The following is a 7591-nucleotide window of genomic DNA, read 5'->3' as shown; positions in this document are numbered from 1 at the left end:
CTTCACGGCCGAAGGCGTCGCCACGGCAGGGGAATTGCGCCAGACGCTGGCCAACGGCAGCTCGCCCGCTGTCATCATCCTCGATGTCGGGCTGCCCGATGGGAACGGGTTCGATCTGGCAACCGAAATCCGCAAATCACATGCCTGCGGCATCATCATGCTGACGGCGCTCGGTGACAGCGACGACCGTATCCGTGGCTTTGAGAGCGGCGCCGACATCTACCTGGTCAAGCACAGCACGCTGCGCGAGATCGACGCCGCAATTCGCAGCCTGCTGCGACGGACGGGAGCCCCGCCCGACTCTGCCAACGGCAGCAGCGATCGGTGGGTGCTGGACGGCACGAACTGGATGCTGATCGCGCCCAATCACCGTTCGCTTAAACTGACGGCGGCCGAGTTCGCCTTCATGAACGTGCTCTGCAACCGTAGCGGCGAAATCTGCCAGCGCGAGGATCTGGTGGAGCTTGTCGCCCGTCCCAGGTCGAACTTCGACAACAGGCATCTCGACGCAGTCGTCAGCCGGCTACGCCGCAAACTGGAGGAGCACATCAGCTTGCCCGCGCCGATCAAGGTCGTCTATGGCGTTGGCTACATCTTCACCGCGGCCGCCGCCGTGCAATGAACGTCTGCTCAACGGCTGCTTCCAGACCGAAGCATCGACTGGTCATGGCGCGGCAGGACCTCGATGTGCAGCCTGCAATGTCCGCTCTCAGGAAGCCACCATGCCCGCCCCTAAGACCGAGATTGCCGCCATTCGCAACCTGGTCAATGACGCTCACCGTTGGCCCATAGCGGAACACCCTCAGCTTACTCCTCGCCCTGCTTCTGCGCGATGATGTCGAGCCGCTCGCGGTCGGAGCGTTCGCGCTCGTCGCGGTTGCGCACGTCCTTGTAGGCACGCTCAACCATGTTGGTGCGGGCGGTCGCGGCGGCGATGAGGCCGGCTTCTTGCTTCGCGCTTGCCAGGTTCGCCTCCTGGCGCACGACCGCTTGGGCGATGCGGCGGTGGTAGAGATCGGGGAACAGGGCGGAAAGCGAATCGGCCTGGTCGAAATGGCCGACCAGTTCCCTGGCTTCAGCCTCGGCGGCACTGGCCGCGGCAAGGAAGGTGGCGTGGCGGGTTTCGTGCAGCGCCTTCAGCTGTTCCTGCACCTTGACCAGTTTCTTCAGGCGGTCCTTGCGCGTGCTCATGGTCATCTCGCCAGCGTCAGGTCGACGAAGCCGTCGACGAACAGCGACAGCATGGTGCCGACGGCGAAATAGAAGATGATCATGCCGCCGGCGATGATGAAGGGCTGGGAGATGAAATAGATCGGGATCTGCGGGGTCAGCTTGTTGACGAAGCCGATCGTCAGATTGACGAGAATGGCATAGGCGACGAACGGGCTGCCGAGGCGGATGACCAGGAAGAAGGTGTCCGACACCGTGTCGGTGACATCGACGAGGGCTGCCTGCGGGTTGAAGAAGATGTTGACCGGCGCGACCGTGTAGGAGGAAACCAGCGCGCGTATTATCTCGTGGTCGAAATCGAACACGAACAGCATCAACAGCGCCGAGAACGAGATGATGGCGGCAAGGGCTGCCTGGGGTTCGGGCTCCTCGATCGCCGGTCCGCCGGTGCCGCCATAACCGACCAGCATGGCGATGGCCGAGCCCATGAAGCGCAGGGCTTCCATGTAGAGCCTGGTCATGGCGCCGATCAGGCCGCCGACCAGAAGTTCCGAGATGATCATCGGCACCAGGATCTGCGGGCGCGGGTCGACGAAAGGAAAGATCTTGTCCCACAGGAAGGCGAGCAGGCCGCCGGTGGCGGCGACCGCCACGAACAACCTGACCTGGACCGGGACGCGGGCGCTGGACAGGCCCGGCATCAGCATGAAACAGGCGCCGATGCGGCAGAAGGCGAGGAACGCCGCGATGACGACGCCTTGCGACAGCACGCTCACGATATGGTTCCGAGCACCCTGATCTCGACGCCCTTGGCGATTTCGACGTGGCTGAGCACCGGCAGCGTGGTGAACAGCCGCTCGATGATCATGCGCACATAGGGGCGGGCGTCGGGCGCGGTGACGAGGACGAAACGCTCGCCGGCTTCCAGATATTTCTTGATCGCCTTGGTCGCGTCCTGGCCGAACTCCTCGAGCTGGCGCGGGTCGATGTCGAACTCGCGCACCTCACCCTTGGCGTCGCGCTTGAGGCTCTGGTGGAAGGCGAGATCCCAGCGGTTGCCGAGGCGAAGCACCTTCAGCACGCCGCCCTCGGACAGGTCGCCGCAAATCTGCTGGGCCATGCGGATGCGGACATGTTCGACGATCTGCTCGGTGCGGCGCACATGCGGCGCGATCTCGGCGATCGCCTCGAGGATCAGGTGCAGATTGCGGATCGAGACGCGCTCGGCGAGCAGCAGCTTCAGCACCGCCTGCAGGCCGGGATAGGAGATGTGCGTGGTGCAGATCTCGTCGGCGAGCTTGCGGTATTCCTGGTCCTGGCGTTCGAGCAGCGCCTTCATGTCCTTGTAGGACAGAAGCTGCGGCAGGTTGTTGCGGATGACCTCGGAGAGATGGGTGAGCAGCACCGACATGTTGTCGGCGAAGGTGTAGTTCTCGCGCTTCAGATCCTCGGCGAAGGCTTCGACCACCGAATAGGCGCGCATGCCGAAGGCCGGCTCGCGGATTTCCTCGCCCGGTATCTCGGGTATGTCGCGATTGCCGAGCAGCACCATGATCTCGCCGACGCGCATCTGGTATTCGGCCACCACGGTGCCGTGCACCTTGATCTGGTAGCTCTTCGGCGGGATGGCGAAATCGTCGGCGACACGCACTTCCGGCACGACGAAGCCGTACTGGGTGGCGAATTTCTTGCGCATCTTGCCCATGCGGAAAACCAGTTCCTGATGCGACGTCAGCAGCCTTGTCGACAGCTGCTTGCCGATCAAAAGCTCGATCTCGGCGGTGGCGAGCGAGGCCTTGACCGAGTTCTTCTCCTCCTCGACCTTGGTCGCCTTTTCCTGGTCCTTGATCGCCTCGGCTTCGGCGAGGACACGGTTGGCGCGCATCGGGATGACGTAGCCGAGACCGGCCATGCCGGCTGCGAGCGCAAAGAACGGGAACAGCGGCAGGCCGGGCATCAAGCCGAGCAGCACCAGCAGCGATGCCGCGACATAGAGGGCGCGCGGGTGGGCGCCGAGCTGGCCGAACACCGCCTGGTTGGTCGAGCCGCGGGTGCCGCCCTTGGAGACGAGCAGGCCGGCGGCGAGCGACACGATCAGTGCCGGGATCTGGGTGACGAGGCCGTCGCCGACCGACAGCTTGATGAACACGTCGGCGGCTTCGCCCATGCCCATGCCGTGCCTGATGTAGCCGATGGCAATGCCGCCGACGATGTTGATGGCGGTGATGATGAGGCCGGCGATGGCGTCGCCGCGGACGAACTTCGAGGCGCCGTCCATCGAGCCGAAGAAAGAAGATTCTTCTTCCAGTTCACGGCGGCGCAGCTGCGCGGTCTTGTCGTCGATCATGCCGGCCGAGAGGTCGGCGTCGATCGACATCTGCTTGCCGGGGATGGCATCGAGGGTGAAGCGCGCGCCGACTTCGGCGATACGCGTGGCGCCCTTGGTGATGACGATGAAGTTCACCACGATCAGGATCATGAAGACGATGAGGCCGATGACGAAGTCGCTGGCCATCACCAACTTGGAGAAGCCGGCGATGACGTAGCCGGCGGCATGCGTCCCTTCATTGCCATGCGACAGGATCATGCGCGTGGTGGCGATGTTGAGCGACAGCCGCAGCATGGTGGCGATGAGCAGCACGGTTGGAAAAGACGAAAAATCGAGCGGCCGCTGGATCCACAGCGCCACCATCAGGATCAGCACCGAAAGCGCGATCGAAAAGGCGAGGCCGACATCGATGAGAAAAGCCGGGATCGGCAGGAACAGCACGGCAAGTATGATGACGATGCCGATGGCGAAGAAGACGTCGCGGCCGTTCTTGGCGGCCGCGCCGGGCTGAATGCTTTCGCTGATCGCCATATCGTCCTCAAACCCCATAGACTGCCGAGCGCGCGACAGCCCTGTGAGGGTAGTCCGCCAAGCTTGCGCGAGGGTGGGAGACTGGCTAGTTCGAACGATCATGCGCAGGTCGCCGTGTCGGCTAGCCTCGCCAGGAAAGGGAAACCCATGCTTCTGATCATCGGCACCATCCGCTTGCCGCCAAACAAATTTGAGGAAGCCAAGCCCGCAATGGAACGCATGGTTTCAGGCAGCCGCGCCGAGGTCGGCTGCATCCAATATTCCTATGCGCAGGATGTTTTTGATGCCGGGCTCATCCGGGTCACGGAAGTCTGGAGCGACAGGGCAGCGCTCGACGCGCACTTCGCCTCGCCGCACATTGCGGACTGGCGTGCGAGCTGGCCGGCGCTCGGCATAGGCGAGCGCAACCTCGTACTCTATGAAGCCGGCGAGCCCATGCCGACCTGAACGGTCCATCGGCCCGATCGATATCGCGTCCACTTGTCGCCAATGTGGTGTCTGTCGGCATTGTGGTTGCCATGCCGTGCCGCCGGGCGTATCAGGCTGGCTTTCCACTGCCTTTCGATATCGGCGAGCCGCCCCGGTGCTTTCCAGAAACCACAGCGAAGTTTACGCCCGCCGGCTGCGCGCGGTGCTGATCAGGTCGTTGCCCCTGCTCGAGGCACGCGGCATCGTGGTGGTCATCCTCGCCGGTGTCGTAGGCGTCATGGCTGGCATATTGGTCACGGCGATGAGCCAGATCGTGCAGGACCTGCACGGGCTGCTGTTCGGCGTTCAGCCTGGCGGCCGGCTTTCCGGCATGTTCTCGCTCGCCAATCCGATGCAGGCGCTGATACCGGCGATCGGCGGCATACTGCTGGGGCTGACGGTGGTCTGGCTCCGGATACGGAAATTCCGCACACCGATCGACCCGATCGAAGCCAATGCGCTCTATGGCGGGCGCATGTCGCTGACCGACACCTTCATCATCGCCGGCCAGACGATGATCTCCAGCGGTTTTGGCGCCTCGGTCGGGCTGGAAGCCGGCTACACGCAGGTTGGCTCCGGGCTGGCATCGCGGCTGGCGGGCATCTTCAGGCTGCGCCGCAACGATGTCCGTATCCTGGTCGGCTGTGGTGCGGCCGGCGCCATCGCCGCTGCCTTCGATGCACCGCTGACCGGCGCCTTCTACGGCTTCGAATTGGTCATCGGCATCTACTCGGTCGCCAATGTCGCGCCTGTCATGACCGCCGCGATCTCAGCCTCGCTGACCGCTGAAATGTTCGGCGGGGTGCCTTTCCCGCTCGAGCTTTCGGGTCTGCCGGCGCTCACCGCCAGCCAGTATGTGCCGTTCCTGCTGCTCGGGCTGCTCGGCGGTGCCGCCTCGATCGCCATCATGCATCTGGTGACGCTGATCGAGCGCGGTTTCGCCAGGCTGTCGATCGATGCGTCGCTGCGCCCCGTCATTGGCGGCGTCATCGTTGGCTTGTTGGGGCTGATCACGCCGCAGGTGCTGTCCAGCGGCCATGGCGCGCTGCATCGCGAATTCTCGATGAATTACGGGCTGGCCGTGGTGGCCAGCGTCTTCGTGCTCAAGCTGGCGGCGTCGGCGGTCTCGCTGGGATCGGGTTTTCGCGGCGGGCTGTTCTTTGCCTCGCTGTTCCTCGGCGCGCTGCTCGGCAAGGCGTTCGCGGATGTGATGCTTGTTATTTCTCCGGCAACCGGCATCGACCCTGCCGTCGCCGCCGTCGTCGGCATGACGTCGCTCGCCGTCGGTGTCGTCGGCGGTCCGCTGACGATGACCTTCCTGGCGCTGGAATCGACCCGCGACCTGACGTTGACCGGCGTCGTGCTGGCCGCCTCGATCATGTCGGCCATCCTGGTGCGCGAAACCTTCGGCTACTCGTTCTCGACATGGCGCTTCCATCTGCGCGGCGAGACCATCCGCAGCGCCCACGATGTCGGCTGGATGCGCAGCCTCACAGTCGGCTCGATGATGCGCAAGGACATCAAGACCATCTATGCCTCGACGACGCTGGCAGCCTTCCGCAAGGAGGTGCCGCTCGGCTCTGCCCAGCGCGTCATCGCCGTCGATGCGGGCGACCACTATGTCGGCGTGCTGATCGTGGCCGAACTGCACAGCGATCCGTCCGATGGCGAGGTGCCGGTGCGCGATCTCGCCAAATACAAGGACGCGGTGCTGGTGCCGAGCATGAACGTGCAGGCCGCCGCGGAAACATTCCAGCGGGCGGGCGCCGAAGAACTCGCCGTGGTCGAGGATTTCACCGACCACATCGTGCTGGGCCTGTTGACCGAAGGCCATTTGATGCGGCGCTATGCCGAGGAACTCGACAAGGCGCGCCGGGACCTGTCGGGCGAGGGGTAGAGGGCAAGAGGGGTTACGGGCTTAATGCTCGATCGGCCCCTTGGCCATCACAAGCGCCGTGCCGGCGGTGGTCGGGCGCTCGATCATGCGTCGTACGCGGGGCGGTTCGTCGCCGCTGTGCAGGGCCCGCACGCGTTCGCCGATGACGGCGTCGGCATGGGTGATGCGTCCATTGTGCCTGATATACTCGATCCAGGTCGGCGTGTGATAATGCTCGATCCATACGGTGGGATTCTCGAGATCGCGCGCCAGCGTCCAGTTGCGGGCGCCGTCACGGCGGCGGATGCGGCCGCGTTCGGCCATGATGGCGAGGAACTCCGGTTCGTCCTCGTGGCGGATCACATATTCGATCATGATGGCGATGGGACCACTGCGCGGCTTCAGGTCAAGCGCCAAATGCGGTTCCTTGAAGCGATTGAGCGGGTCGAGGTTGAGCACCTGCTGTTGCGGCAGCGGGAGCAAAAGACCGATGGCGCCGCCGGCCAGCATGGCGATGCTGGCGGCGATCAGCGCGGTTTCGGCGCCATGCGCGTCGGCGACGACGCCCCAGATCCAGCTGCCGAGCGCGATGCCGCCGAAGGTCGCGGTCTGGTAGACCGACAGCACCCGGCCGACCACCCAGCGCGGCGTCGCCATCTGCACCGTGACGTTGAAATGCGAAAGCGCGATCACCCAGCAGGCACCGCCGACAAGCAGGCCGAGCGATGTCTGCCAGGCATGCTGGCTGACGGCGGCATTGAAGGCGCAGACGGCGAAGCCGGCGAACGCACAGCGCACCATCGTCTCGCTGGAGAGCAACTGCCGCAGCCTGACGCTGATCAAGGCGCCGCCGACCGCGCCGATGCCGAAGGCGCCGAGCATGATGCCATAGGTAAGCGCATCGCCCTTGACGACGTCGCGCGCCACCAGAGGCAGCAACGCAAGCACAGCGCCTGCACTGAAGCCGAACGCAGCACCCCTGACCAGCACCTTGCCGATATTGGGCGACATGGCGACATAGCGCAGGCCGGCGCCCATGGCGGCCCCCAGCGACTCGCGCGGCAAGGTCGATACCGGCACGTTCGGCTTCCAGCGCGCCAGCACGACGATCAGGCCGATATAGCTCACCGCGTTCGCCGCGAAGGCGGCTGCCGCACCGGCGGCGGCGACGATGATGCCGCCGATCGCCGGACCGACGCTGCGCGTCAGGTTAAAGC

General features: G+C 64.6%; 7 protein-coding genes. 3 read left to right on the top strand and 4 right to left on the bottom strand.

Features of this window, described 5'->3' with window-relative positions:
- The coding region (locus EN969_RS09055; RefSeq protein ID WP_164758191.1) for a response regulator transcription factor at window positions 1-622 on the top strand (622 nt) is incomplete at its 5' end.
- Window positions 623-807: 185 nt separating this feature from the next.
- On the opposite strand, the gene EN969_RS09050 is transcribed toward EN969_RS09055, so the two are convergent.
- Genes EN969_RS09050 through flhA form a run of 3 tightly spaced genes read right to left on the bottom strand, consistent with a single transcriptional unit; the run spans window position 808 to window position 4030 of the window.
- Window positions 808-1191: a hypothetical protein gene (locus EN969_RS09050; protein ID WP_063168930.1), complete on the bottom strand. Its 384-nt coding sequence runs from the start codon at window positions 1189-1191 to the stop codon at window positions 808-810.
- A 2-nt stretch (window positions 1192-1193) separates the two neighbouring features.
- Entirely contained in the window at window positions 1194-1946 is a 753-nt protein-coding gene (fliR, locus tag EN969_RS09045; RefSeq protein ID WP_013529768.1) for a flagellar biosynthetic protein FliR, read from the bottom strand.
- Window positions 1943-4030, bottom strand: a complete 2088-nt coding sequence (gene flhA / locus EN969_RS09040) for a flagellar biosynthesis protein FlhA (RefSeq protein ID WP_127419077.1) — start codon at window positions 4028-4030, stop codon at window positions 1943-1945. The genes fliR and flhA overlap by 4 nt, the downstream gene beginning before the upstream one ends.
- A 147-nt stretch (window positions 4031-4177) precedes the next feature.
- Between flhA and EN969_RS09035 the strand changes: the two genes are divergently transcribed.
- Window positions 4178-4477, top strand: a complete 300-nt coding sequence (locus EN969_RS09035; RefSeq protein ID WP_063168928.1) for a putative quinol monooxygenase — start codon at window positions 4178-4180, stop codon at window positions 4475-4477.
- Window positions 4478-4613: 136 nt separating this feature from the next.
- Window positions 4614-6395 carry a chloride channel protein gene (locus tag EN969_RS09030; RefSeq protein WP_063168927.1) on the top strand — a complete coding sequence of 594 codons (1782 nt, stop codon included), beginning with the start codon at window positions 4614-4616 and terminating at the stop codon, window positions 6393-6395.
- A gap of 21 nt (window positions 6396-6416) precedes the next feature.
- Here EN969_RS09030 and EN969_RS09025 read toward each other — a convergent pair.
- Window positions 6417-7591 (bottom strand): MFS transporter (locus EN969_RS09025; protein ID WP_127419076.1); only part of this gene is annotated, 1175 nt, incomplete at its 5' end.

The organism is Mesorhizobium sp. M7A.F.Ca.CA.003.01.2.1 (assembly GCF_003998945.1).
Lineage (GTDB): Bacteria > Pseudomonadota > Alphaproteobacteria > Rhizobiales > Rhizobiaceae > Mesorhizobium > Mesorhizobium ciceri.
The sequence above is the reverse complement of the archived record's forward strand: the minus strand, read 5'-3'. Positions and strand labels throughout refer to the sequence as shown.